The following is a 23,034-nucleotide window of genomic DNA, read 5'->3' on the forward strand; positions in this document are numbered from 1 at the left end:
TGCATCGACTCCCGGGGTTTGGATTGCGATCAGCTTAGCTGTGGCGCGGGGAGTCGCTCGTCCGTGCTCCGACTACGAGAGTGGCACGGGATGCAGCCTCGTCACCTCGCGAGTTGCGAGGTCGATCATCACTGCGCTGTCTTCGGGGACCGGTGTCCATCCTTCTGCATCGAGGCCGCTGGAGATCACGTGAACGGCGTCGACGGTGATGCGGTAGTTCATGGCGTAGTACTCGGTCGCGTGGCTGGCGGGCATCGCCTCGTCGGACTCGAAGAGCTCGCGTAGGGATTCGACGGGCGAATCGACACGGCTGTTGATATGAATCGCGAACAGCTTGCTCGGGGTCAGGAGAAGGGCGTTGAGGCTCGAGTTGGGGAACTCGCGAACCAGGATCTCAAGCGCACGAGTGACACCCTCTGCTTCATCGCCTGCAGCTTCATCGATGCATTGCATGACGAGACGGAAGTAGCGCTCGCTGTCGGTGTCGCCGATGAGTTTGTCTTGTGACGCCGTGCTGAGCTGTGATTCGAGGTGAGAGATCGGAGAGATATGTCCGTTGTGCGCGAATGCGTAGGCGTCATCGGTGAAGGGGTGCGTGTTCTCGGGCGACACGGGCAGCCCGCCGGTCGCCCAGCGCAGGTGCACGAGCCCGCAGCATCCGAGTTCCTGTTCTGACAGTGCCGTGTACTGCGGGTCGAGGGAAGCGTTGAGCGCGGACGATACCGCTTCGGTGTCGCCACCGAGCGCGCGATGCCATGCCATGCCCCACCCATCGCCGTGCACCTCGGTGAGCGCGGTGAACGTCTCGAAATCGTCGTGTCCGAGAACGTCGACGATCGACGTCGGACGGGTGGTGACGTAGCCAAGCAGTCGGCACATGGGGCTGTTCTCCTCTCGTTGCAAGGCTGAGTTTCCCCTCTTCGACGCGTGCAGGCAACCCCGGCTCATCGGTTCCGCTCTCCGCGCAACCGCTTCTGCCGTTATCGAGTCGACCTGACACACTGGGCGCATGCGCACTGTCGGAGTTGAAGAAGAACTGCTGCTCGTAGACGCGGAGACGGGCCGGCCACGATCGGTTGCTGCGCGCACGCTGCGGTATGCCGAAGAAGTCGCGAGCCCTGTCGAGCCTCCCAGCGGCGGCGCATCGGCCGACGTCGAGGAACCGCCAGGCGGTTCACTCGAGCATGAGCTGCAGCAGCAGCAGGTCGAGACGGACACGATTCCACACACCGACATGGTCGCGCTTGGTGATGATGTTCGGGCGTGGCGTGATCATGCGATCACCGCGGCACGCCGTGCGGGTGCTCGTGTGATCGCCTCAGGAACATCGCCGCTTCGGGTCGAAGCTGCGATCGTCGGCAAGCCCCGTTACCTGCAGATGGTGGAGCGCTTCGGGCTGACCACAACCGAGCAGCTCACGGGAGCATGTCACGTGCACGTCTCGGTCGAATCGGACGATGAAGGCGTGGGTGTGCTCGACCGCATTCGAGGCTGGTTGCCTGTGCTGCTCGCGCTGAGCGCGAACTCGCCGTTCTGGCAGGGGGAGGACACGAAGTACGCGAGTTTCCGCTCGCAGGCGATGGTGCGCTGGCCCACGGCCGGTCCCACTGAGACATTCGGGTCTGCGGAGAGCTATCGCGAGCTCGTCCGCTCGATGATCGCATCCGGTGCCATTCTCGATGAGGGCATGGTCTATTTCGATGCCAGGTTGTCACACCACTATCCGACGGTCGAGATCCGTGTCGCCGATGTCTGCCCGGATGCTGCAGACACGGTGCTCATTGCAGCTCTGTGCCGGGGTCTCGTGGATACGGCTGCTGCGGCGTGGCGAGCGGGGGAGGAGCCGCTGCCCCTCTCTGTGTCGATGCTCCGGCTCATGAGCTGGCAGGCGGGACGATTCGGCATCGAAGGTGACCTGATCGATCCGGAAACGCTCAAGCCGCGGGCTGCGCGTGAGATCGTCGCTGATCTCGTCGACCACATTCGCGCAGCACTGCGCGAGAGCGGCGACGAATCACTTGTCGACGAGCAGATCGAGCAGATCTTCGCGCGAGGTAACGGCGCGATGCGCCAGCGCGCGATGCTCGAGAAGACCGGTCAGCTGAGCGATGTTGTTGCGGATCTCGCCCGCCGTACTGCTGATCTCGCCGGCTGATTCAGGCCGCGGGGAGCCAGCGGATTACGCGGTCGTTGAAATACTCCGGGCGTTGTAGAGGAATGCCATGGCCGCAGCCGTCGATAATCGAGAGTTCACTGCCGGGTAGTGCTGCGTGGATGATGCCGGCCGAATCGCGCATCAGGCTTGCGCCGCCGCGCTGGAGGACCCCCGCGTCTTAGCGCAGCACCGCGCGCGCAACCTCGAGTGCAGCGTTGCCGTCAAGTGCGGGCATCCCTTCCCAGCGACCGCCTCCGACTGCTACCTCAAAATCTGGCGTCCACACCACCGACTGGAGTGCGGCTACCGTTCCGGTACCCATCTCGACGACGTACGCGACACCGCCGAGTTCTGCGATCCACTTGTCCGTGATCTCGGCGGTTTCGGGAAAGACCTGTTGCAGTCCTGGAATGTCGGGCCTGGTCGACGCGTCGTAAACCGGTGTGACGCCGAGTGAGACCTCGCGGGCATTTGCCCAGTCAGTATTGTCTTCCGGCATCGTCCAGGTACAGCTCACGCCCCACTCGTTGACGCTGTTTCCTTCCATCTGAGTGAGCCCATCGATGTACGGCGCCATCGTTGATTCCAGGTCATCACATGATGAAATGTGGTCGATCGACAGTGTTTTGGGCACCGGCGGTACTGAGTCTGAAACATCGTTGCCCGGCGAGACGGTCTGGCCAGTGTCCTGAACGGGTTCGGGAGAAATTGAAGCCGCGCAGCCCAACAACATCACAGAGGAGACAGCCAATATGACAACAGACACCTGAGTTTTCACGCGTAGTAGCTTACCAAGCAACACCTGTTCGCCTCGTCGCTCGGCGGCAAAGGAGTGTGCGTTATAAGTCACTTTCTCTTGTGTGCGTTATAAGTCACATGTAGGGTTGTGCGTTATAAGTCACGGGAGGTGGAGATGGAAGTACGCGCTGCATCCGACTTCGGGGCACTCGTTGCTGAGCACCGCGAAGGTCTGAGTCTGTCTCAAGCTGAGCTCGCGCGCCGCGCCGGCGTCACTCGCGAGTGGGTCGTGCGGCTGGAGAACGGGTCCACAACCGTCACGCTCTTCCGGCTCATGCGCGTTCTCCGAGAGCTCGGCCTCGTCGTCGACGTCAGCGAGGTCGACGATGTCGAGTGAACTGTTCGCGTATCTCGATGGCGAAGCGATCGGCGTCGTCGAGCAGTCGGCTGGCGGCGCATTGTCATTCACCTACGACGCTGGCTACCGGTCCCGGCGCGATGCGACCCCGCTCTCACTCTCCATGCCGCTTGTGCGCGCGGGGCACAAGAACAAGCTGGTGCGCGCTTTTCTGCAGGGGTTGCTTCCCGACAGTCCGGGCCGGCTCGCGGAGCTCGGACGCGAGTATCGTGTCAGCGCCAGTAATCCTTTCGCTTTGCTTTCGCACATTGGTCGTGATGCGGCCGGTGCGGTGCAGTTGCTTCCGGCTGGTGAGGCGAGCGCTGACGCAGCCGAGCGTCACGGCGATGTGAGAGAGCTCTCCGACACCGACTTCGCGGAGCTCGTGGCGGATCTTGTCCGCAACGGTGATACCTGGGGGAGGCGTACGGATGACGCGCGCTGGAGTCTTCCCGGTGCGCAGCCCAAAGTCGCGCTGTTTCGCACCGAGCAGGAACGATGGGCGGTGCCGCAGGATTCGACACCGACCACGCACATACTGAAGCCAGCGGTCGCGCCCTATCCGGACCATCACATCAATGAGTTCATGACGATGGCCGCGGCGCGTGAGTTGCGGCTTCACGTCGCTGACGACTTCTTGGTGACCACCGAGCGTGGACACGCGGTGTTCGTTTCCACGCGCTACGACCGCCGGCTCGAAGACGGGCGTTGGCATCGGCTCCATCAGGAAGACCTCTGTCAGACGCTGAGCGTGCCGCCGGACATGAAGTATCAGTCCGAGGGTGGACCAGGTGTCGTAGCGATTACCCGCCTCATCAACTCCCTGCCTGACGCCGAAGACAGGCGAGGCAACGCAAGGCAGTTCTACGAGGCCCTTGTGTTCTCGGTGGCGTCTCTCGGTACCGACGCGCACGCGAAGAACTACTCGCTTCTGCTGCAGCGTGATCGTGCCCAGCTTGCCCCGCTCTATGACCTCGGCAGCTACGCACCGTACCTCGCCGCCGACGGCGGTAACCCGAAGCTGGCCATGTCGATTGAGGGGGAGTACAGCGTCGAACGGATCAGCCTCGATTCGCTGGTCAGGGTGGCGGCACGGGTCGGCCTCGACCGCGATTGGGCTGAGGCGCGCGCCCATGAGATCACGGACGGCATCGTGATCGCCTACGCTGCGGCGGCGGATGCTGCGCGAGCGCAGCTCGGCGACGACCCGTTCGTCGGGCGGATGGTCGACAGCATCCATGAGTATGCGTCGTCGCGTGGCTGGAGCGCGTGACGACCGGCACAAAACAGGCACAAGCTCCCGGAGAGGGCTCACCAGGGCAAAGCAAAACCCCCGCCATGTAGAAGCTAGGCGAGGGTTTCTAGGATCACTGTAATGATGACCCCTGTGGCTCCGACGGGCGTCGATCCCGTGACCTCACGATTTTCAGTCGTGCGCTCTACCAACTGAGCTACAGAGCCATGCGGCACATCATAAATCTGCCGCATCCTAGACGAAAGGCCCTTACCGAAATAAGGGCCCGTCGCTTAGAGCGACCCTGACGGGACTTGAACCCGCGACCTCCGCCGTGACAGGGCGGCACGCTAACCAACTGCGCTACAGGGCCATGCATATTAAATTATATCGGAGTGACCCCAACGGGATTCGAACCCGTGCTACCGCCGTGAAAGGGCGGCGTCCTAGGCCGCTAAACGATGGGGCCGAGGCTGTCCCGGGGGACTTCCTTGCCGACGCTCAAGCATAAGCGATCTTTTGGGCAAAAAGCTAATCGAGGGCGCGTCCGCCGAACGCCCGGGCGTTTCGGGGAGAGGATGGCTCATGTCCATGGCCTCCTGGCGCCCCGCGCGCTGTTGCGGATGTTAAAGATGTTGTTACTGTGGCATAAGTGAATTCGGTGGAAGGGGCCGTGTGAACGACGAGCAGTCCTTGATGGATGCTGCGCTCGACGCAGGGGACTCCTGTGGTTGCGCGCCCAGCATCGATGAGCGTCGCACCTTCTGGCAGAAGAACGTCCTCACCCGGCGCAACGCCCTCGGTCTCGGCGCACTCAGCGCCGTCGCTCTCAGCGCGTTCGGTATCGGCTCCGGTGTCAACGCTGCGTATGCCGCCAGCTACCCCACGTGGGAAGACGTCGAACGTGCGCGAAACAATGAAGCAGCCAAAGCCGGCGAGATCACCCGAATCGAGGGCTTGATCCAATCCCTCACCCAGCGCGTCGCTGAGACACAGGCGGCCGCAGAGGCAGCCGGCAATGAGTTCTTCGAGGCTCAGCAGGAATATTTCGCAGCGATCGCCGAAGCCGAGGCGCTTCAGTCGCAGGCTGACGCTCAGGCGAAGATCGCCGATGAGTCGGCCCGTAAGGCCGGCCAGGTTGCCGCACAGCTTTACCGCAACGGTGGCGACGACACCGCACTGGAACTCTTCTTCGCCGGTTCCGCGGCGAACGCGGACCAGTTGCTGTCCCGCCTGGGCACGATGGACAAGCTCCTGCAGTACAACCAGTCCGTCTACGACGACGCCGTCGCGGCTCGAAACTCCGCGCAATCGCTCAGCGATCAGGCCGTGGTGGCACGCGATGAGCGCGACCGTCTGCAGAAGGTCGCGGAAGAGAAGATGCGCGCAGCGCAGGATGCCGCAGCGGCCGCCCAAGCCGCTCTCGCAGAGCAGGCTGAACACCGAATCACGCTCGAAGCTCAGCTGCAGGCACTCAAGGGCGAAACTGCGAAGACTGTCGCCGACTACCAGGCGGGCGTTGCTGAAGCCAAGCGCATTGCCGAAGAGAAGCGCAAGGCTGAAGAAGCCGCACGCCGCGCAGCCGAAGAGGAAGCGCGACGCCGCGCTGAAGAAGAACGGCGACGCCGCGAAGAAGAAGCAGCCGCCGGTGGCGGAGGCGGCGGAGGCGGCGGCGGCGGCGGAGGCGGCGGCGGCGGCGGAGAGAGTCCCGCTGCAGTCGGCAGCGGCGGCTGGGTTCGCCCGCACGGCGGCTGGCGCTCATCGGGCTACGGCCCGCGCACTGTGCAGTGCGGCAGCAGCTACTGCTCGAGCGGATTCCACTACGGCGTCGACCTCGCCAACGGCTGCGGCACACCGATCTTCGCAGCGCAGTCAGGAACCGTCGACTACGCCGGCTGGAACGGCGGCTACGGCAACTACGTCCGCATTCAGCACGGCGGCGGTGTGGGCACCGGGTATGCGCACATCAACTCCTTCGCCGTCAGCTGGGGCCAGTGGGTCAACGCCGGCCAGATCATCGCCTACGCGGGCAACACCGGCAACTCCTTCGGCTGCCACCTGCACTACGAGGTGTACATCAACGGTGGCTACACGAACCCGATTAACTTCATGGCGGCGCACGGAATCTCCGTCTGACGCCTCTCGCACACGAAGAAGCCCTCGGCCGCAATACAGCGGATCCGAGGGCTTCTTTATGGTTGGTGCCGGTCAGTGAGTTCAGTGACCGTTCTCACCGAAGCGCACGATGGCTTCGTCGAGGATGCGCTGCGCCTCGGCAGCGTCACCCCACGCATCGACCTTGACCCACTTGTTGGGCTCGAGGTCCTTGTAGTGCTCGAAGAAGTGCGCGATCTCCTTCTTCGTGTACTCGGCGATGTCGTCGATGTCCTGGATGTGCGCCCAACGCGGGTCTTTCGACAGCACGGCAACGAGCTTGTCGTCGCCGCCAGCCTCGTCGCTCATCTTCAGAACGGCGACGGGGCGGACCTCGACGACGACACCGGGGAAGAGCGCGTGGTCCAGGAGAAGCAGCACGTCCAGCGGGTCGCCATCCTCGCCGAGCGTGTTGTCGAAGTAGCCGTAGTCGGCCGGATAGCCGAACGTTGTGTAGAGCACGCGGTCGAGGTGGACTCGTCCGGTTTCGTGGTCGACTTCGTACTTCACGCGGCTGCCGCGCGGGATCTCAATGACGGCGTCGTGTGCGCCCATGCGTGTACTCCTCAAGAAAGACGGTTGGGATGCCGCGGACTAGCCTACCCGCGCAGTCGCTCAAGCAACTTCTCCAGGGGTGTTGAGAAGACCAACAGCAGCAGAGCGAAGTAGCCGATTTCATGCACCCAGGCCACGATCGGCAACGCGATGCAGAACAGGGCGATAGCTGCGATGTCGCCGATCGCCCCGTGCCACAGCCGTTGGGTCGTGAAGCCGGAAAGGGTCGGATGCCGGATCAAATACAGCTTGCCGGCGAGGGTGGCGGCCTGCGTGAGGATCAGCGTGCCGATGTAGACCAGCGCCTGCAGCGGGTCGGTCTCCATCTGACCGAGCATCGCCGTCGGCACGGGCAGCCACACGATCGTCAGCATCCACGCGACGTTGATCCAGACGAGCGGCATCGTGACACGAAACACCTGATCGTACTGTCGGTGATGCTCCATCCAGAACATCGCGATCAGCAGAAAGCTGAGGATGAAGCTGATCAGCTGGCCCCGATGCGAGACCAAGAATTCCCACGTAGTAGCGCCGGTTCCGGCCTCATCGGAGATCGATTCGAGTAGCGGCAGGATCAACAGCGTCATCGCTATGGCAACGACCGCATCCACGAACGCCTTCAGCCTCTCCGGCGCCATTGTGACCGCTTCCTCGGCCGACTCCGACGATTGCGTCACGGGCCCAGAATATGACCGAGACGGATGCCGCGGTAGGGGCTCTTCGGTGTCGTACCGTTGTCGTGTGCCCTCTCTGTCACCCGCTATCGCTGAGCTTCGCCGCGCCGTGCGCACCGCCCTTCTCGACCTGCCCGACGACTCGACCGTCGTCGTCGCGCTCTCGGGTGGTGCAGATTCTCTGGCGCTCGCTGCTGCGACCGCCTTCGAAGCGCGCGCGCGGAGCATCCAGGTGGTGAGCGTCACGATCGACCACGGTCTGCAAGAAGCATCGGCGGAGGTTGCGGCTTCGGCCGTCGCGAAGGCAGAAGGCCTCGGCATCCGTGCACTCAGCGAGCGCGTGCACGTCGCATGCAGCGGAACGGGGACCGGCGGGCCAGAGGCCGCGGCCCGCGACGCACGCTACGCGGCGCTGCGTCGAATCGCGATCGAGCTGCGCGCCCGCGCAGTGCTGCTGGGACACACGCTCGACGACCAGGCCGAAACGGTGCTGCTCGGGCTCGCCCGCGGCTCCGGAGCCGCCAGCCTCATGGGAATGGCGCCAGCACGCACCGACGACGAGGGCGTCGCATGGCTCCGACCGATGCTGGCAGTGCGGCGTGAAGTGACCCGCGCGTTCTGCGCAGCATCCGATCTCACACCCTGGGATGATCCGCACAATCTCCAAGACCGGTTCGCACGAGTCCGCGTGCGCGAACGCGTGCTTCCGGTCCTGGAAACAGAACTCGGCCCCGGCATCGCCGAAGCGCTCGCGCGAACAGCCGAGCAGCTGCGCGAAGACGCCGAAGCGTTCGACGAGATGATCCACGAGACGATCGAAGACATCGTCGAGCATGCCGAGGCCGGGATCTCTGTCAGCGTCGCGGCGCTCGCGGCGAACCCGGCTGCCCTTCGCAACCGCATCATCCGCCTCGTCGCGGACAGCGAGTTCGGGGCGAGCCTGACCCGCACGCAGACCGTCGAAGTCGCTCGACTGGTGACCGACTGGTCAGGTCAGGGCCCGATCGATCTGCCCGGGTGCACGGCCGCGCGGCAGGGTGGGCGGATCGTCTTCACCGCTCGATAAGCGGGCTACTTCTTCCCGCCGAAGAGTCCGCCCAGCAGGTCGCCGATGCCCCCACCGCCGGAATTGTTGCCGCCGCCGAGAAGACCGCCGAGCAGGTCGCCGATGCCGCCGCCCGAGCTGTTCCCGCCGCCGAGGAGCCCGCCGATGACATCGCCGAGTCCGCCACCGGATTCTGCGTTGTTCGATGAAGACTTGTCCTTCGTCGCATTCGCGATCAGGCCCATGACGATCGGCGCGAGGATCGGCAGCAGCTTTCCGAAGTCGATTCCGGCGGTCTTCTCCGACGAGTTCAGCTTCGCGGTGACGTCCTTCTCAGACTCACCCAGCACGTGCTTGACGATCTTGCCGCCATCGGCCTGGTCGATGTCATCGAGCGAGGATGCCCCCGACGCGCCCTGGTGCTTCTTGAGCGCGTTCTGGATCGCCGCCGAGCCTTCGCTGCTCTGTGCATTCTTGGCCAGACCGCTCAGCAGAACGGCGCCGCCCTGCTCGACAGCCGACTTCGCGACGTCCGGGGAGACACCGAGCTTTGCCGCGATGTCATCGAGTGGTAGCTGCTTGAGGATGTCGTCGAGAGCCATGAGAAGTCCTTCCATCTGAGGGCGAACGCCCGCTTGATCATCACAGTAGCGGGGCACCCACAGCATCCGTCACCTAAAATGCAATACATGCGTGCGGCTGAAATTCAAGAAGACCTTGCAGACATCCTCGTCACAGAGGAGGAGATCATCGCCAAACTCGATGAGCTCGCAGCCCGAGTCACCGAAGACTATGCCGGCAAAGACCTGCTGCTGGTCGGCGTTCTCAAGGGCGCGGTGATGGTGATGGCCGACTTCGCCCGGGCGCTGCCCATGCACGCACCGATGGACTGGATGGCGGTGTCCAGCTACGGATCCAGCACGAAATCAAGCGGTGTTGTGCAGATCCGCAAGGACCTCGACACCGATCTGCACGGCAAGCACGTGCTGATCGTCGAAGACATCATCGACTCGGGGCTCACCCTCAGCTGGCTGCTGGAGAACTTCGAGTCGCGCGGACCCGAGTCGATTGAAGTGCTGGCGCTGCTGCGCAAACCCGAAGCGGCCAAGGTCGAAATCGACTGCAAGTACGTCGGCTTCGACATTCCCGCCGACTTCGTCGTCGGCTACGGCCTCGACTATGACGAGCGCTACCGCAACCTGCGCGATGTCGCGGTGCTCGCGCCGCACGTGTACTCCTAAGTCGCGCGCCGCCCGGACGCTTTAACAAGCTCAGCGGTCGAAAGCGTACGCCGTGGGCGAATCACAGGGGACCACTAACCGAGGCGCGATACGCTGATCGCATCATGAACGTGAAGAAGATCACCCGGAATCCGCTGGTGTATGTGGCGCTGATCGGTATTTTGCTGTTCGGCGGGTTTTTGCTGATCTCGAACCTCGGCGCTCCGAAGACGATCACGACGCAGGAGGGCCTCGACCTTCTCTCCGGCGAGACCGTCACCGAGGTCACGAACACCGACGGTGATCAGCGTGTCGATATGACGCTGTCGAAGGCGTTCGAAGACTCCAAGAAGGTCCAGTTCTACTACGTGGATGCCCGCGCGGACGAGGTCGTCACCGCCATCACCCAGGCAGACCCGAAGGACGGCTTCAACGACGTCGTGCCGCGCGCGACCTGGTTTGACGGCTTCCTCTCTCTTCTTCTTCCGCTCGTCCTGCTGGGTCTGCTGTTCTGGTGGCTGCTGTCCTCGATGCAGGGCGGTGGCGGCAAAGTCATGCAGTTCGGCAAGTCCAAGGCGAAGCTGGTCAGCAAGGAGACGCCGACGGTCACCTTCGCCGATGTCGCCGGGGCCGATGAGGCGATCGAGGAGCTCGAGGAGATCAAGGATTTCCTCCAGGATCCCGCGCGGTTCCAGGCGATCGGCGCTCGCATCCCGAAGGGCGTGCTGCTGTACGGCCCTCCCGGAACCGGCAAGACCCTGCTCGCCCGCGCTGTCGCCGGCGAAGCGGGTGCCCCGTTCTACTCGATTTCGGGTTCTGACTTCGTCGAGATGTTCGTCGGTGTCGGCGCATCCCGAGTGCGTGACCTGTTCAACCAGGCCAAGGAGAACTCTCCCGCCATCATCTTCATCGATGAGATCGACGCCGTCGGACGTCACCGCGGTGCCGGCATGGGTGGCGGCAACGACGAGCGTGAGCAGACGCTGAACCAGATGCTCGTCGAGATGGACGGCTTCGACCCGAACGCGAACGTCATCGTGATCGCGGCGACGAACCGCCCCGACATCCTCGACCCGGCTCTGTTGCGCCCGGGCCGTTTCGACCGCCAGATCGGGGTGGATGCTCCGGACCTCAAGGGCCGACTGCACATTCTGCAGGTGCACGCCAAGGGCAAACCGCTCGCAGAGAGCGTCGACCTCGAAGTCGTCGCACGCAAGACCCCGGGCTTCACCGGTGCAGATCTTGCCAACGTGCTCAATGAGGCTGCGCTGCTGACCGCGCGCTCGAACGCGCAGCTGGTCGACAACCGTGCGCTGGACGAAGCCATCGACCGCGTGATCGCCGGCCCGCAGCGTCGCACGCGCGTCATGAAGGATCGTGAGCGGCTCATCACCGCGTACCACGAGGGTGGACACGCACTGGCTGCGGCGGCGATGAACTACACCGATCCCGTCACCAAGATCACGATCCTGCCTCGTGGCAAGGCCCTCGGCTACACGATGGTGATGCCGCTGGATGACAAGTACTCGGTCACGCGCAACGAACTGCAGGACCAGCTGACCTACGCGATGGGTGGCCGCGTCGCGGAGGAGCTCATCTTCCACGACCCGACCACCGGTGCGTCCAACGACATCGAGAAGGCGACCAGCATCGCCCGCAAGATGGTCATCGAGTACGGCATGACGACCGATCTCGGCCCGATCAAGCTCGGCTCCGAGGGCGGCGAGCCCTTCGCTGGTCGCGACATGGGCCGCGGGCGCGAGTACTCCGAATCGGTGGCCGAACGCGTCGACAATCAGGTGCGACAGCTCATCGAGCAGGCGCACGATGAGGCCTACCAGGTGATCAGCGACAACCGTGACGTCCTCGACCGCCTCGCCCTGGCCCTCCTCGAGGAGGAGACCCTCGACCACAACCGGATCGCCGAGATCTTCAGCGATGTGCGCAAGCTTCCCGAGCGCCCGCTGTGGCTGTCGAGCAACGAGCGTCCGGTGTCGGAGCGTCCCCCGATCGAGGTGCCCAAGCGCGTGATTCCGGCGGATGCTGCAGCTTCCGTCGAGGGCGCGGCGGATGCTTCGGCATCTCTCGGTGCGACCGACGGCGCGCCGGCATCCGGACAGGCACGCCCGGCGACGGCCTGATCGTGGCCGTCGACAGGGAGCGTGTCGAGCGGCTGACTCGCGAGCTTCTCGAAGCGATCGGAGAGGATCCGGAGCGCCCAGGGCTCAAGCAGACGCCGGCGCGGATGGCCGATCTGTACGCGGAGTTCTTCGCCGGAGTCGGTGAGGATGCTGCGGAGCCGCTCGCTCGTACGATCAGCGTTTCTCGCGGTCCGGCGCCCGAGACGCTGCCGTCAGGCGCTGTGATGCTGCGTGACATCCGTTTCCGCTCGGTGTGCGAGCACCACCTGCTGCCCTTCGCTGGCCGTGCGCACATCGCCTATCTGCCGGGTGAGCAGGTCGTCGGCCTCGGAGCGCTCGTCCGTGTCGTCGAGACTCTCGCCGCCCGCCCGCAGGTGCAGGAACGGCTCGGTGAGCAGATCGCCGACACCATCGCCGAGCACCTCGATACTCGCGGCGTGCTGGTGGTGCTGGATGCCACGCACGGGTGCGTGACGATGCGCGGCGGCCGCCAAAGTGAAGCCTCCACGCTGACGATCGCTGCGCGCGGTGACTACAGCGAGCCGATCGCACGGCAGGAACTGATCGCACTGATCGGTACCCTTCGACCGGCTCAGGGACCAGATCAATGACCGGCATCTGGGGCATCGTCAACGTCACACCGGACTCCTTCAGCGACGGTGGGCAGTTCATCGACCCTCAGCGTGCGATCGCCCACGGACTCGCACTGCGAGATGCCGGTGCATCTGTACTCGATGTCGGCGGCGAATCGACCCGTCCTGGCTCCGAACGCGTCGATCCGGCCGTCGAAGAGCAGCGGGTGCTGCCGGTTGTCGAAGCCTTCGCCGCCCGCGGCATTCCGGTGAGCATCGACACCCTGAACGCCTCGACAGCCGCAGCCGCAGTTCGAGCCGGCGCCCGCATCGTCAATGACGTCTCCGGCGGTCTCGCCGACCCCGGTATGCTGGCAGCCGTCGCTTCATCCGGCGCCGACTTTGCGATCGGACACTGGCGGGGTCCTTCAGACGACATGTATGCGCACGCCGACTACCGTCGGGCGTCACGCGAGGTCGCCAGCGAACTGCGATCGCGCGTGGGTGCGGCGGCCGCCGCCGGCATCGCACCGGCACGCATCATCGTCGACCCGGGCATCGGATTCGCCAAGGCGGGGGAGCAGAACTGGGATGTGCTGCGCGGGATCGCCGATATCAAGGCGCTCGGGCATCGGGTGCTCATCGGCACCTCGCGCAAACGATTCCTGTCCGAGACGCTCAGTGGCACTCCCGCGGACGTCGACATCGAACGCCGCGATCTTGCCACGGCGGTCACCAGCGCTCTCGCAGCCCGTCACGGTATCTGGGCCGTGCGGGTGCACAACGTCGCAGCGACCCGGGATGCCCTCGCGGTCGCGCACGCCTGGGAGGGATGACGATGTCGACCGATGTGATTCAGCTCACCGGGCTCACGGTGTTCGGCCGACACGGCGTCTTCGAGCACGAACGCGAGAGCGGCCAGGAGTTCGTGATCGACCTCAGCCTGCATCTTCCGCTGACGGATGCCGCGGCATCCGATGATGTCACCGACACCGTCCACTACGGCGAGCTCGCCGAGAACGTGGCGGCCGTTGTCGCCGGTGAACCGGTCAACCTCATCGAGACGCTCGCCCAGCGCATCGCCGACGTCGCACTCGCGGACCGGCGTGTTCAGCAGGTGACCGTTACCGTCCACAAGCCGCATGCTCCGATCGCCCTGACTTTCTCGGACGTGTCGGTGCAGATTACGCGCACGCAGGCGGGGGAGGGCTGATGACGAGGATGCCCCCGTTGACCGCCCCGAACGCACGGTCCGGTCGCGAAAGCGTGAACGCGGTGGTCGCCATCGGGGCGAATCTCGGCGACCGCGAAGAGACGATCCGCGGTGCGGTCGAACGCATCTCCCGGCTGCCGCTCGTCGAGGACGTGCTGCTGTCGCCGCTGTACGAGACGGTGGCGGTGCGCCTGGATGGACCGGACCCGGATGCTCCGACCTATGTGAACGCCGTCGTCGTGTTCGCCACCAGGCTCGCACCCGAAGTCCTGCTCGGGCTGCTGCACGCCATCGAGGACGAGCACGGTCGGGTGCGACGGGAACGCTGGGGCGACCGCACCCTCGACCTCGACCTGATCACCTATGCAGACGTGACCTCGGACGATCCACAGCTGCTGTTGCCGCATCCGCGCGCCGCCGAGCGGCTGTTCGTCTTGGAGCCGTGGCTGAGCCTCGATCCGGATGCCGAAATCCCCGGAGTCGGACGGATTGATCGTCTGGTCGAGAATCTGCGAACGGATGCCGCGGGCAGCAGCCAGGGGCATCCGTGAAGCGCACATCTGCGGTCGCGCTGATCCTGCTCGCACTGGTCGGCGGCGGAGCGGGGTATCTGCTCGACCATCTGCTGACGGTATCGGGACGCGCAACTTTCGCCCCATCCGGTTTCTTGCCCGTCCTCCTGCTGCTGATCGCGGCCGCCGTGCTCGCGCTCGCGTGGCCGGTACGGCGCAGCGTGCAGGGGCGCACGGCCGGACGCATCGATCCGTTCCGCGCAATCCGTGCGGCGACGCTCGCGCGGGCATCGAGCCTGCTGGGCGCGCTCATGGCGGGTTTCGGTGCCGGGTTAGGAGTGTTTCTCCTCTCGCGGCCGGTGACCGCACAGGTAGGGTCGATTGTGGCGATGGCCGCGCTCGTGGTGAGTTCGCTCGTCCTCGTTGCCGCAGCACTCGTCGCTGAACACTTCTGCACTCTTCCGAAGGAACCTGATGACCGACAGCCAGATCACACCGCCGGAGCCGACGGGCGCTGACCGATCACCGGCTGCGCAACCGGTGCTCGATGAGGGCACCTACGAGCAGATCCGCGAGCCTCGCGGGGCCGGACGACTGGCGCTTGATGGGCACTGGCACCAGATCTCGCCGCGCTACGTCGTCTCACAGTTCGTGCAGGAGGGGCTGCTGCTCGCCCTGGTGATCATCGCGGCGCTTGTTGTCGGACTGGTCTTCGACCAGAAGTGGGTGTGGATTCCCGCCGGGATCATCACCGTGGTGATTCTGTTCACCCTGGTGATCCTGCCCCGCCAGGCGAAGGCTGTCGGCTACATGCTGCGTGCGGATGACATCGTGTTCCGCAAGGGCATTCTGTGGCAGCGCGTCATCGCCGTTCCCTACGGGCGCATGCAGCTGGTCGACATCACGCACGGGCCGCTCGACCGCGCCTTCGGCGTATCTCAGCTGAAGCTGGTCACCGCCGCGGCGACGACGGGTGTGCAGATTCCGGGACTGACCCAGGCCGCTGCCGAAGCACTTCGCGACACCCTCATCGAGGTCGCCGAGACCCGTAGGACCGGCCTGTGAGCACCCCTGCCGAGAGCATGCCAGCACAGAACGTTCCCGTGCCGAGCGCATCGCTCGCAGACGGTGAATGGCATCGGCTGCACCCGCTGACCCCGCTGTTCAAGGGCGGCCTGGTGCTCATCATCGTCGCCGGTGTTGTGCTGAATAACTTCCGCGATCGCATCATCTTCTGGGCGATCAACCTCTTCGCCCCGGAAGAGGTACATGTCGACGAGTACTACGGCGCCGGTGACCCCGTGGACTGGGTGATGGCGAACAACCTCATTCTGGTCGCACTGCTCGCCGTGCTCGGCGTTCTCATCGTGCTGATTCTGCTCTTCTGGATGGTCTGGCGGTTCCAGGAATTCCGCATCTCCGACGAACACGTCGAGGTGCGAAAAGGCATCATCTTCCGGTCGCAGCGTCGGGCGCCCCTGGACCGTGTGCAGGGCGTCAACCTGACGCGGCCCTTCCCCGCACGCCTGATCGGGCTGGCCAAACTCGAGGTCGTCGGTGCGGGAACCGACGCGAACGTGCCGCTGGAGTACCTCTCCACGTCCAAGGCCGAGGGTGTGCGCTCAGACATCCTCCGCCTCGCATCCGGAGCACGCGCGATGCGTCGTGGCGAGACCCCCGGTGTGCAGCCGGCAACAGCGTCGGCGACGATGCGCTCGCAGCTGGTCGGTTCGATGAACCACGGGGTCAATGACCTCATCGGCGGCGTGGACCTGGCAGACGTCGAGCCGGAAAGTGTCGTGAAGATCCCCACCGGCCGACTCGTCGGCTCACATTTACTGACCGGGGTTCTCTGGTTCCTGTTCTTCCTGGTGATCTATGCGGTCTCGCTCGGATTCACGATCCCCGTGATCCTCTCCGACGGGGACCCGGATGCCTGGATCGGCGTGGTGGCAATGATCCTCGGTATGGGGATTCCGTTCATCATCGCGACAGTCGCCATCACCTGGGGCCAGATCTCCAAGTCGCTGCGCTACTCGATCGCTCCCACCCCCGACGGTGTGCGCATCACCTACGGCCTGTTCACTACGGTGACCGAGACGATTCCGCCTGGCCGCATCTTCGCCGCTGAAGTGACGCAGTCGTTGCTGTGGCGGCCCTTCGGCTGGTGGGCGATCAAGATCAACCGCATGTCGGGAAAAAGCGCCTCACAGCAGCAGTCCAGCTCGGCGCAGCAGTTCAACGTGGTGCTCCCGGTGGGAACCCGCGCCGACGTGGAGCGCGTGCTCGCGCTGATCCTCCCGAACCTGCCGGCGGAGGATCTGCCGCTGGTCTGGGAGCACGGCATCCTGGGGCCGCAGGCTGAGGATCCGTACACCTCACTGGAGCGGCGAGCATGGTGGCGCCGACCGGTGTCGTGGAAGAGGCATGGACTCGCCGTCACGGACTTCGCACTGCTGATGCGTCGCGGCCAGGTATGGCGCAAGCTCGCTGTTGTCCCGCTGGCTCGGCTGCAGGGCATCTCCGTCTCGCAGGGGCCCATCGACCGCGTCCAGCGGGTGGCCTGGATGAAGGCGCACAGCGTCGCCGGGCCGATCCTCGGCGAGGTCGTCGGAATCGACAGCGTCACAATGATGGCGACGATGCACGATATCGCGCAGAAAACCTACGCCGCGACTGGGCGGGATCAGAGCCACCGGTGGGCGCAGCACGTTCACGTGGTGGAGGATGCTGCGGGCGGGGGCCCTTCGACAGGCTCAGCGGCCGCGGACGCAGACGGGGAACCGCGTGAAGCGTGACGGACGCCTCGGTGTCGGCATCGTCGGCGCCGGACGAGTCGGGCCGGTGATCGGTGCTGCGCTCGCCGGAGCGGGGCATGCGATCACGGGGATCACGAGCGGGTCCGACGACGATCGCGTCGCCGGGATCCTTCCGGATGTTCCGGTGCTTGACGCCGCCGAAGTGCTGCGGCGCAGTGAGCTGGTGATCCTGGCCGTGCCGCATGAGGAACTGCCGGGCCTCGTCCACGGTCTCGCCGAGGCCGGTGCTTGGCAACCCGGACAGCTCGTGCTGCACACCGACCCGGCGTATGGGATCGGTGTGCTCGAGCCCGCGCAGCGTTCGGGCGCGATCCCCCTGGCGGTGCACCCGGCGATCTCATTCACCGGAACCTCGATTGATCTGCGCCAACTGCAGGTGAGCTTCGCTGCTGTCACAGCCCCCGCTCCGGTGCTGCCGATCGCGCAGGCGCTCGCCGTTGAACTTGGGTGCGAGCCGGTCGTCGTCGATGAAGACAACCGTGCGGCCTACGCGGAGGCGATTGCGACGGCATCCGAATTCTCTCGAGCGATCATCGGACAGTCGACGTCGCTGCTGCGGGGAATCGGCGTGGAGAACCCGGGCGGGTACCTCTCTGCGCTCGTGCAGTCGACCGTCGAACGGGCGCTGCGCGAGGCATCCGACCCGCTCCTACCCTGACGCCCTGGCCGTCAGCGTCCGCCGGAGAACCCGCCGCCGCCTCCGCCGCCGGAGAAGCCTCCACCCATCGACCCGCCGGCGCTCGATGAACCGCTGCTCGGGGCTGTGTAGGTGGACGACGTCTGGGTGACCGACGAGAAGATCAGCATGCGGGTGACCAGGCCGTAGTGGGAACCGTTGACCCATTCCGGGTCTTGCTGCGCGGCGCCGTAGGCGACTTCGAGTACCTTGCCCCATTCGCGCTCCTGGCCGAACAAGATCGCATAGGGGAGCAGCTTCTCGTAGACGTGGATCACATCGATGCTGCCGTCGCTGCGCCGCTCTGCGCCGGTGTACGACTGCAGCATCTGCAGCCGGTCGGCTTCGGCGACGCGGATGAACTCGCGCACGCCCTCCAGATACTCCAACTGCAGTGCACCTTCCCTGGTGAGGACGGTGTGCTTTTTGAAGGCCACGACGCTGGAGATGAGCACGGCGATGCCGCACAGCAGAGTCACGAAGAAGACCGGGCCCGCCGACGCGCGTCCGGTGAACATACCCCAGCCCAGCAGAAGCACCATGCCGGCGAACACCACCAGAGCGAGGGCCTGGATGATGCGCGCCAGCGTGCTGCGGGCCTTCGTCGTGAATCCGCGCTTGTCCGCTTCCTTCGGCGCCGCCGCGAGCAGCTTCTGAATCCGTGCCGCAAATGACGAGCTGTTCTTCGGCATCTTCATAACGACGCCCAATTCGGTGCTGCCGAACAGTGCCTTCAGTGACCGTTCATCGAGCGGATCGGGAATCGGTGCCTCGAGTCGGCGCAGGCGTGGCCGACGCTTCTTCTGGCCTTCCTCCGGGAGTTCCTCCACGCGGAGCAGGCCCTGCACGGCGAGGTGGATGATCTGGGCGCTGAGAGCGTCCTTCGCCTTCGGGACGATCGCGCTCGCCAGCAGAGGCGGCATGGAACCGGGCACGTCGTACTGTGCGACGATGATGCCGGTTCCGCGTCGGCGGGAGCGAATCATGGATCGAGTGGCGAACCACCCGCCGAGCGAGAGCAGAAGAGCACCGCCGCCCACGGCGTACGGCAGTACGTCTGTGGCAGCGTTGGGCTGGCGCGCGGACGGCTGAGTCACCGTGCCCGAATCCAGGCCGATCGCGACAGTGAGGCCTTCACCTGCAGGCACATCACGCGCGGCGACGCTGAACGTCGCGCCGTCGATGGTGATGTCGCACGTGGCGGTGGAATCCTGCTCTCCCTGGTAGCAGGAGGAGGCGCTGCCGGTGAGATGTTCGGCCAGCTGATCATCAAAGCGGATCTCCGCGTGGAAGGAAGCGATGTCCTGAGTGCTGTCCAGGGGCAGAAGGTTCCAATAGAACTCGTCGAGCCCGCTCTCGGTCGCCGCGAGGATCACATCGCGCATCTCGTACTCGATGACGTACGTCGTCGGGCCGTGCACATAGTCGTCGTTGCCCGTGAGTACATACAGGAAACCGTCGTCGTCATCGGTCTCGTAGGGGACGTCGTCGCCGTTCTCATCGCGCACGGAGAGGATCCTCGTGTCGATGCTGGCGCCCTCGAAAGAAGTCGGGTAGCCGGCGACGATTCCGCGGTTCTGGTCGAAGTCGGGGAACTCCGCAACGCGGGTCTCCTCGACGTGCATCTTCGCGCGTCCCTCGTCATCGAGGCTGATCTCGAACGTGGAATCCCACGACGAGAAGTCGAAGTCGTTGACGTTCGTCGACGCGGCATCAGCCGCTGTTGCGGGCGCCGACCCGAACAGCACCGCCCCCACCGCCGCGGCGAGAAGAGCGAGAATACGGGGAAGGCGACTCGGAGTCATGCTTCGAGCGTAGCCACGCGTGCTGCGGCTACCTGGACGAAGCCCCCAGGGGAAGGGGGCGAGTGCCCAGCCCGGTAAACTGGGACAGACTTTCAAGGAGCCGCTATGACCCCCGCGCCTGACGCGCCTGCATCAACCCCCGACGACGCCTCCGCCGAGGACATTCACGAGCAGAAGGCCGTGCGTCTCGCCAAGCGAGAGCGGCTGATCGAACAGCGAGCGGATGCCGCGGGCGGGGCGTTCCCGGTCGCTGTTCCCGTGACGCACACCATCCCCGCGCTGCGCGCCGAATACGGCGACCTCGAGGCCGGGGCCGAGACCGGCGTCGTCGTCGGTGTCGCCGGTCGCGTGGTGTTCAGCCGCAACACCGGCAAGCTCTGCTTCGCCACCCTGCAGGCCGGTGATGGCTCTCGCATCCAAGCGATGGTCTCACTGGCAGAGGTCGGCGATGAATCGCTTGCGGGCTGGAAGGAGTTCGTCGACCTCGGCGACCACGTCTTCGTGCACGGCCAGGTCATCTCCAGCCGCCGCGGCGAGCTGTCGATCATGGCAGATGACTGGACGATCGCATCGAAAGCGATCCTGCCGCTGCCGAACGCCTACGCCGACCTGAGCGATGAGAGCCGCGTGCGCAGCCGTTACCTCGACCTCATTCTCCGCGAGCAGGCACGCGTCACCGTGCGTGCACGGGCCGCGGTCAACGCGAGCCTTCGTGCGACGTTCTCCGCACACGAATACCTTGAGGTGGAGACGCCCATGCTGCAGGTGCAGCACGGCGGGGCATCCGCTCGTCCGTTCATCACGCACTCCAACGCCTTCGATACCGAGCTGTACCTGCGCATCGCGCCCGAGCTCTACCTGAAGCGTGCGGTCGTCGGCGGTCTCGAGCGGGTGTTCGAGATCAACCGCAACTTCCGCAACGAAGGTGCGGACTCGACGCACAGCCCGGAGTTCGCCATGCTTGAGGCCTACCAGGCCTACGGCGACTACAACCAGATGGCGGAGCTGACCCAAGAACTCGTGCAGAAGGCGGCCATCGCCGTTTCTGGTTCGACGACGGTGACGTGGGCTGACGGCACCGAGTACGACCTCGGCGGCCAGTGGGATCGCGTGTCGATGTACGACTCGCTGTCCGAGGCGACCGCGCGCACGTTCACGACCGAGGATGCCGTCGAAGACCTCATCGCTTTCGCGGAGCAGCACGGTGTGGATGTGCCGCCGCACGCCACGCACGGCAAGCTCATCGAAGAACTGTGGGAGCACTTCGTCAAGGGTGATCTGACCCGCCCGACCTTCGTGATGGACTTCCCCGTCGACACCTCGCCGCTGGTGCGCGAGCACCGCTCGATCCCGGGCGTCGTGGAGAAGTGGGACCTGTACATTCGCGGGTTCGAACTGGCCACCGGCTATTCCGAGCTCGTTGACCCGGTCATCCAGCGGGAGCGCTTCGTCGAGCAGGCGAAGCTTGCCTCCCGCGGAGACGTCGAGGCGATGCGAGTCGATGAGGAGTTCCTCCGCGCCCTGGAGCACGGTATGCCGCCATCGGGCGGTATGGGGATGGGCATCGACCGGCTGCTCATGGCGATCACCGGCCTGGGCATCCGCGAGACGATTCTGTTCCCGCTCGTCAAGTGACCATCAGCGCGGGGGCTTATGCGCCCCCGCGCTGGAAAACCCACTCGGGCAGCACAGCAGCGCTCGTCATGACATCGATCAAACGTGCCATCGAGTACGCCGGGTCGATCTCGGCGACGGCGTCGAGATAGCGGGCGGTATGGGTTGAGCGACCCAGCGCCCACGACAGCCAAGCTGCGAGAGTGAGGGGCGCCGGACGCGCGGCGCGTGGTGCTCGTGCGGCAAGGTGCTGCGTCAGGGCCAGCGCTGCCTTGAGCCGTTCAGGATCCGGCGCGATGCCGCGACCGAGCAGTACCATTCCGAGCTCATCCGAGATGGTCTCCGCCTCGTGCGCATAGGCCAGCTGCGCCGCCAATGCGCGAACGCCGGTAGGCAGATCCGTCGCCCATTGCAGCAGCGCGGAGTCGCGGAACGACGGCAGGTTCAGACACCAGAGCAGCCCGGCCGCGGCGTACGGCGGCATATTCTCGGGGTCGTCGAGAGCGTCTTCGAAGAACTGCGGCAGATCGTCGAGCATTCCGGATGCTTCGATGGCCTGCGGATTGATGCGCTGGTTGCGCGGCTCCTCATCGGCGGAGAGGAATGCGGTCAGATCACGCAGAGCCCGGGCGACTCGTTCCTGCTCGAACACGCCGATCTTCGGCAGCTCCGCTCCGGCATCCTGATCGGTGTCGACGTCGAGTTCCGGGGGCGCTGCGGGTTCGGGAATGACGTCGAGCGGCTGCAGGACCGGGTCGTCGTCCAGATAGCTCGACCACCCCTCCGGGTTCACGCAGAGCGCATCCACGATGCGCAGCCCCAGATCATCGACCACCTCGAGGAGATTGTCGACCAGCACGCACGATGGCAGAACGATGCCGTCGGGGGTGTGCTGCGGGTACTCATCGGTGTAGACCACGACAGCGATAGCGTTCATCCCATCGACCCGAGTGATCAGCTCGACAGCGGTGTCGACGTAGGTGTTCAGGTCAACGTCGGGGCGGGGCAGATCGATGCGCATGGCGCCGTGAGTGCGGGAATCGTGAAAGGGGAGCAGGACGACGCTCTGTCGGGGTCTGAACCCGGCAAGGGTGGGCACGATGCCGAGGAACTCGGCGGAATCGGTGGCTCGAAGGACTGTGTTCATGTCGAAAGTGTGCCGCGGTTCGAGCATCCGAAACCGAACTCACAGGCACATCTGTCAGCACCTCGATTGTGGAGGACAAGTCGTGCCGACCCCCAGGGCCGACAGCGTACGATGGAGGGATGGACAACTTCTGGGTCGCTGCGGCGTGGTCGCTCCTGCCGACCCTTGCTGTCGCGTTCGTGTTTTTCTTCGTGCTGCGGGCGATCTTGCGCTCCGATCGCACGGAACGCAACGCTCGTGCCAGGGTAGAAGCCGAAGAGCGAGCCGTACGCGGTTTGCCCCCGCGCCCCTGACGGGCGATTTCGACTTACCGGCTACTCTGATCTCAGACGCCGAATTCGGCAGGTTCTGACAGGTTCTTAC

24 protein-coding genes and 3 tRNA genes are annotated in these 23,034 nt (G+C 65.0%); 17 read left to right on the forward strand and 10 right to left on the reverse strand.

Going from position 1 to position 23,034, the window contains the following annotated elements; genetic code table 11:
• Nucleotides 1–72: 72 nt before the first annotated feature.
• The gene (locus ACSS7Z_RS03080) at nt 73–879 is read right to left on the reverse strand and encodes a class II glutamine amidotransferase (protein WP_438252989.1); all 807 of its coding nucleotides are present in this window, start codon (nt 877–879) and stop codon (nt 73–75) included.
• Between the two features lie 130 nt (nt 880–1,009).
• Between ACSS7Z_RS03080 and ACSS7Z_RS03085 the strand changes: the two genes are divergently transcribed.
• Entirely contained in the window at nt 1,010–2,155 is a 1,146-nt protein-coding gene (locus tag ACSS7Z_RS03085) for a glutamate--cysteine ligase 2 (RefSeq protein WP_438252991.1), read from the forward strand.
• Nucleotides 2,156–2,333: 178 nt separating this feature from the next.
• On the opposite strand, the gene ACSS7Z_RS03090 is transcribed toward ACSS7Z_RS03085, so the two are convergent.
• Nucleotides 2,334–3,005: a hypothetical protein gene (locus ACSS7Z_RS03090; RefSeq protein WP_438252992.1), complete on the reverse strand. Its 672-nt coding sequence runs from the start codon at nt 3,003–3,005 to the stop codon at nt 2,334–2,336.
• 63 nt (nt 3,006–3,068) lie between these two features.
• Between ACSS7Z_RS03090 and ACSS7Z_RS03095 the strand changes: the two genes are divergently transcribed.
• On the forward strand, nt 3,069–3,290 hold the full coding sequence (locus ACSS7Z_RS03095; RefSeq protein WP_438252993.1) for a helix-turn-helix domain-containing protein: 222 nt from the start codon (nt 3,069–3,071) through the stop codon (nt 3,288–3,290).
• Entirely contained in the window at nt 3,280–4,563 is a 1,284-nt protein-coding gene (locus tag ACSS7Z_RS03100; RefSeq protein WP_438252994.1) for a HipA domain-containing protein, read from the forward strand. The genes ACSS7Z_RS03095 and ACSS7Z_RS03100 overlap by 11 nt, the downstream gene beginning before the upstream one ends.
• Nucleotides 4,564–4,678: 115 nt before the next feature.
• On the opposite strand, the gene ACSS7Z_RS03105 is transcribed toward ACSS7Z_RS03100, so the two are convergent.
• The 3 genes from ACSS7Z_RS03105 to ACSS7Z_RS03115 form a co-directional block, all read right to left on the reverse strand.
• Nucleotides 4,679–4,751 (reverse strand) — tRNA-Phe (locus tag ACSS7Z_RS03105).
• A 72-nt stretch (nt 4,752–4,823) separates the two neighbouring features.
• Nucleotides 4,824–4,897 (reverse strand) — tRNA-Asp (locus ACSS7Z_RS03110).
• A 23-nt stretch (nt 4,898–4,920) separates the two neighbouring features.
• Nucleotides 4,921–4,993: transfer RNA gene (locus ACSS7Z_RS03115), tRNA-Glu, on the reverse strand.
• A gap of 206 nt (nt 4,994–5,199) precedes the next feature.
• On the opposite strand from ACSS7Z_RS03115, the gene ACSS7Z_RS03120 reads away from it, so the two are divergent.
• Nucleotides 5,200–6,660, forward strand: coding sequence for a M23 family metallopeptidase (locus ACSS7Z_RS03120; RefSeq protein ID WP_438252995.1), 1,461 nt, complete (start codon nt 5,200–5,202; stop codon nt 6,658–6,660).
• Between the two features lie 81 nt (nt 6,661–6,741).
• On the opposite strand, the gene ACSS7Z_RS03125 is transcribed toward ACSS7Z_RS03120, so the two are convergent.
• Complete coding sequence (locus ACSS7Z_RS03125; RefSeq protein WP_438252996.1) at nt 6,742–7,233, reverse strand: inorganic diphosphatase; 492 nt, start codon at nt 7,231–7,233, stop codon at nt 6,742–6,744.
• A gap of 44 nt (nt 7,234–7,277) precedes the next feature.
• Nucleotides 7,278–7,910: a TMEM175 family protein gene (locus ACSS7Z_RS03130; RefSeq protein WP_438252997.1), complete on the reverse strand. Its 633-nt coding sequence runs from the start codon at nt 7,908–7,910 to the stop codon at nt 7,278–7,280.
• A gap of 64 nt (nt 7,911–7,974) precedes the next feature.
• Between ACSS7Z_RS03130 and tilS the strand changes: the two genes are divergently transcribed.
• A complete protein-coding gene (tilS, locus tag ACSS7Z_RS03135; protein WP_438252998.1) occupies nt 7,975–8,973 on the forward strand; it encodes a tRNA lysidine(34) synthetase TilS in 999 nt (332 codons plus the stop codon).
• Between the two features lie 5 nt (nt 8,974–8,978).
• Here the strand turns inward: tilS and ACSS7Z_RS03140 are convergent, their stop codons facing one another.
• Nucleotides 8,979–9,554, reverse strand: a complete 576-nt coding sequence (locus ACSS7Z_RS03140) for a DUF937 domain-containing protein (protein WP_438252999.1) — start codon at nt 9,552–9,554, stop codon at nt 8,979–8,981.
• 87 nt (nt 9,555–9,641) lie between these two features.
• Here ACSS7Z_RS03140 and hpt point away from each other — a divergent pair, with 87 nt between their 5' ends.
• The 10 genes from hpt (at nt 9,642) to ACSS7Z_RS03190 (ending at nt 18,087) form a co-directional block, all read left to right on the forward strand.
• Nucleotides 9,642–10,193: a hypoxanthine phosphoribosyltransferase gene (hpt, locus tag ACSS7Z_RS03145; RefSeq protein WP_438253000.1), complete on the forward strand. Its 552-nt coding sequence runs from the start codon at nt 9,642–9,644 to the stop codon at nt 10,191–10,193.
• Between the two features lie 104 nt (nt 10,194–10,297).
• Nucleotides 10,298–12,313 carry an ATP-dependent zinc metalloprotease FtsH gene (ftsH, locus tag ACSS7Z_RS03150; RefSeq protein ID WP_438253001.1) on the forward strand — a complete coding sequence of 672 codons (2,016 nt, stop codon included), beginning with the start codon at nt 10,298–10,300 and terminating at the stop codon, nt 12,311–12,313.
• A 2-nt stretch (nt 12,314–12,315) separates the two neighbouring features.
• Nucleotides 12,316–12,924: a GTP cyclohydrolase I gene (gene folE / locus ACSS7Z_RS03155; protein ID WP_438253002.1), complete on the forward strand. Its 609-nt coding sequence runs from the start codon at nt 12,316–12,318 to the stop codon at nt 12,922–12,924.
• Entirely contained in the window at nt 12,921–13,721 is an 801-nt protein-coding gene (gene folP, locus ACSS7Z_RS03160; protein ID WP_438253003.1) for a dihydropteroate synthase, read from the forward strand. Before folE ends, folP begins: the two co-directional genes overlap by 4 nt.
• A gap of 2 nt (nt 13,722–13,723) precedes the next feature.
• Entirely contained in the window at nt 13,724–14,098 is a 375-nt protein-coding gene (gene folB, locus ACSS7Z_RS03165) for a dihydroneopterin aldolase (protein WP_438253068.1), read from the forward strand.
• Nucleotides 14,098–14,649: a 2-amino-4-hydroxy-6-hydroxymethyldihydropteridine diphosphokinase gene (folK, locus tag ACSS7Z_RS03170; RefSeq protein ID WP_438253004.1), complete on the forward strand. Its 552-nt coding sequence runs from the start codon at nt 14,098–14,100 to the stop codon at nt 14,647–14,649. Before folB ends, folK begins: the two co-directional genes overlap by 1 nt.
• The gene (locus ACSS7Z_RS03175; RefSeq protein WP_438253005.1) at nt 14,646–15,128 is read left to right on the forward strand and encodes a DUF3180 domain-containing protein; all 483 of its coding nucleotides are present in this window, start codon (nt 14,646–14,648) and stop codon (nt 15,126–15,128) included. Before folK ends, ACSS7Z_RS03175 begins: the two co-directional genes overlap by 4 nt.
• Nucleotides 15,085–15,675 carry a PH domain-containing protein gene (locus tag ACSS7Z_RS03180; RefSeq protein WP_438253006.1) on the forward strand — a complete coding sequence of 197 codons (591 nt, stop codon included), beginning with the start codon at nt 15,085–15,087 and terminating at the stop codon, nt 15,673–15,675. Before ACSS7Z_RS03175 ends, ACSS7Z_RS03180 begins: the two co-directional genes overlap by 44 nt.
• Entirely contained in the window at nt 15,672–17,408 is a 1,737-nt protein-coding gene (locus ACSS7Z_RS03185; protein ID WP_438253007.1) for a PH domain-containing protein, read from the forward strand. Before ACSS7Z_RS03180 ends, ACSS7Z_RS03185 begins: the two co-directional genes overlap by 4 nt.
• A complete protein-coding gene (locus tag ACSS7Z_RS03190) occupies nt 17,398–18,087 on the forward strand; it encodes a DUF2520 domain-containing protein (RefSeq protein ID WP_438253008.1) in 690 nt (229 codons plus the stop codon). Before ACSS7Z_RS03185 ends, ACSS7Z_RS03190 begins: the two co-directional genes overlap by 11 nt.
• A gap of 11 nt (nt 18,088–18,098) precedes the next feature.
• Here the strand turns inward: ACSS7Z_RS03190 and ACSS7Z_RS03195 are convergent, their stop codons facing one another.
• Nucleotides 18,099–19,910 carry a DUF2207 domain-containing protein gene (locus ACSS7Z_RS03195; RefSeq protein ID WP_438253009.1) on the reverse strand — a complete coding sequence of 604 codons (1,812 nt, stop codon included), beginning with the start codon at nt 19,908–19,910 and terminating at the stop codon, nt 18,099–18,101.
• Between the two features lie 105 nt (nt 19,911–20,015).
• On the opposite strand from ACSS7Z_RS03195, the gene lysS reads away from it, so the two are divergent.
• Nucleotides 20,016–21,545 (forward strand): lysine--tRNA ligase, encoded by a 1,530-nt coding sequence (lysS, locus tag ACSS7Z_RS03200; protein WP_438253010.1) that lies wholly within the window; start codon nt 20,016–20,018, stop codon nt 21,543–21,545.
• Nucleotides 21,546–21,561: 16 nt separating this feature from the next.
• Here the strand turns inward: lysS and ACSS7Z_RS03205 are convergent, their stop codons facing one another.
• A complete protein-coding gene (locus tag ACSS7Z_RS03205) occupies nt 21,562–22,671 on the reverse strand; it encodes a DUF4192 family protein (protein ID WP_438253012.1) in 1,110 nt (369 codons plus the stop codon).
• Nucleotides 22,672–22,790: 119 nt separating this feature from the next.
• Here ACSS7Z_RS03205 and ACSS7Z_RS03210 point away from each other — a divergent pair, with 119 nt between their 5' ends.
• Complete coding sequence (locus ACSS7Z_RS03210) at nt 22,791–22,964, forward strand: hypothetical protein (RefSeq protein ID WP_438253013.1); 174 nt, start codon at nt 22,791–22,793, stop codon at nt 22,962–22,964.
• The last annotated feature ends 70 nt before the right edge of the window (nt 22,965–23,034 follow it).

The sequence above is a fragment of the Microbacterium wangyouchuni genome (assembly GCF_051546305.1).
In the GTDB taxonomy this organism is placed as follows: Bacteria; Actinomycetota; Actinomycetes; order Actinomycetales; family Microbacteriaceae; genus Microbacterium.

What these genes read in the sequence shown, in the direction of transcription:
- ACSS7Z_RS03080 (WP_438252989.1), bottom strand. Translation starts at nt 879, where the DNA reads ATGTGCCGACTGCTTGGCTACGTCACCACCCGTCCGACGTCGATCGTC.
- ACSS7Z_RS03085 (WP_438252991.1), top strand. Translation starts at nt 1,010, where the DNA reads ATGCGCACTGTCGGAGTTGAAGAAGAACTGCTGCTCGTAGACGCGGAG.
- ACSS7Z_RS03095 (WP_438252993.1), top strand. Translation starts at nt 3,069, where the DNA reads ATGGAAGTACGCGCTGCATCCGACTTCGGGGCACTCGTTGCTGAGCAC.
- ACSS7Z_RS03100 (WP_438252994.1), top strand. Translation starts at nt 3,280, where the DNA reads ATGTCGAGTGAACTGTTCGCGTATCTCGATGGCGAAGCGATCGGCGTC.
- ACSS7Z_RS03125 (WP_438252996.1), bottom strand. Translation starts at nt 7,233, where the DNA reads ATGGGCGCACACGACGCCGTCATTGAGATCCCGCGCGGCAGCCGCGTG.
- ACSS7Z_RS03140 (WP_438252999.1), bottom strand. Translation starts at nt 9,554, where the DNA reads ATGGCTCTCGACGACATCCTCAAGCAGCTACCACTCGATGACATCGCG.
- hpt (WP_438253000.1), top strand. Translation starts at nt 9,642, where the DNA reads ATGCGTGCGGCTGAAATTCAAGAAGACCTTGCAGACATCCTCGTCACA.
- ftsH (WP_438253001.1), top strand. Translation starts at nt 10,298, where the DNA reads ATGAACGTGAAGAAGATCACCCGGAATCCGCTGGTGTATGTGGCGCTG.
- folP (WP_438253003.1), top strand. Translation starts at nt 12,921, where the DNA reads ATGACCGGCATCTGGGGCATCGTCAACGTCACACCGGACTCCTTCAGC.
- folB (WP_438253068.1), top strand. Translation starts at nt 13,724, where the DNA reads ATGTCGACCGATGTGATTCAGCTCACCGGGCTCACGGTGTTCGGCCGA.
- folK (WP_438253004.1), top strand. Translation starts at nt 14,098, where the DNA reads ATGACGAGGATGCCCCCGTTGACCGCCCCGAACGCACGGTCCGGTCGC.
- ACSS7Z_RS03180 (WP_438253006.1), top strand. Translation starts at nt 15,085, where the DNA reads ATGACCGACAGCCAGATCACACCGCCGGAGCCGACGGGCGCTGACCGA.
- ACSS7Z_RS03195 (WP_438253009.1), bottom strand. Translation starts at nt 19,910, where the DNA reads ATGACTCCGAGTCGCCTTCCCCGTATTCTCGCTCTTCTCGCCGCGGCG.
- lysS (WP_438253010.1), top strand. Translation starts at nt 20,016, where the DNA reads ATGACCCCCGCGCCTGACGCGCCTGCATCAACCCCCGACGACGCCTCC.
- ACSS7Z_RS03205 (WP_438253012.1), bottom strand. Translation starts at nt 22,671, where the DNA reads ATGAACACAGTCCTTCGAGCCACCGATTCCGCCGAGTTCCTCGGCATC.
- ACSS7Z_RS03210 (WP_438253013.1), top strand. Translation starts at nt 22,791, where the DNA reads ATGGACAACTTCTGGGTCGCTGCGGCGTGGTCGCTCCTGCCGACCCTT.